The following is a 992-nucleotide window of genomic DNA, read 5'->3' as shown; positions in this document are numbered from 1 at the left end:
AAAGCGCAAGGTGAAGACGGAAAATCTGCATTCGATATTGCTGTAGATAATGGATTTGTAGGAACAGAAACAGAATGGCTAGCCTCTTTACAAGGTGCTGATGGAGCTGCCGGACAAGATGGTGCTGATGGTACTGATGGGAAGTCTGCTTACCAGGAATGGTTAGATGCTGGAAACACAGGAACGGAACAAGACTTCCTAGATTCATTAATCGGTGCTGATGGTGCTGATGGCTCTGTTATAACAATCGAAAACGGAAACTGGTATATTGATGGTGTTGACACAGGCGTACAAGCAGGAGGACAAAACGGTGAAGACGGAGCAACTCCTGAAATTGGAACCAACGGAAACTGGTGGATAGATGGTGTTGACACTGGCGTAAAAGCGCAAGGTGAAGACGGAAAATCTGCATTCGAAATTTGGAAAGAAATTCCAGGTAACGAAAACGGAACAGAACAAGACTTTATTAATGATTTAAAAGGTGAAGACGGTCAAGACGGTGCTGACGGTGCTGATGGCTCTGTTATAACAATCGAAAACGGAAACTGGTATATTGATGGCGTTGATACAGGCGTACAAGCAGGAGGACAAAACGGTGAAGACGGAGCAACCCCTGAAATTGGAACCAACGGAAACTGGTGGATAGATGGTGTTGACACTGGCGTAAAAGCGCAAGGTGAAGACGGAAAATCTGCATTCGATATTGCTGTAGATAATGGATTTGTAGGAACAGAAACAGAATGGCTAGCCTCTTTACAAGGTGCTGATGGAGCTGCCGGACAAGATGGTGCTGATGGTACTGATGGAAAATCTGCTTACCAGGAATGGTTAGATGCTGGAAACACAGGAACGGAACAAGACTTCCTAGATTCATTAATCGGTGCTGATGGTGCTGATGGCTCTGTTATAACAATCGAAAACGGAAACTGGTATATTGATGGCATTGACACAGGCGTACAAGCAGGAGGACAAAACGGTGAAGACGGAGCAAC

At 45.2% G+C, this 992-nt stretch carries 1 protein-coding gene; it reads left to right on the top strand.

What is annotated here, in order from left to right; translation table 11 throughout:
- Positions 1–992, top strand: a 992-nt coding sequence (locus QPK98_RS15550) for a collagen-like domain-containing protein (RefSeq protein WP_494337535.1), incomplete at both ends; no start/stop codon positions are given.

The organism is Aequorivita marina (assembly GCF_031631895.2).
Lineage (GTDB): Bacteria > Bacteroidota > Bacteroidia > Flavobacteriales > Flavobacteriaceae > Aequorivita > Aequorivita marina.
This window is presented reverse-complemented; position numbering and strand designations above follow the sequence as displayed.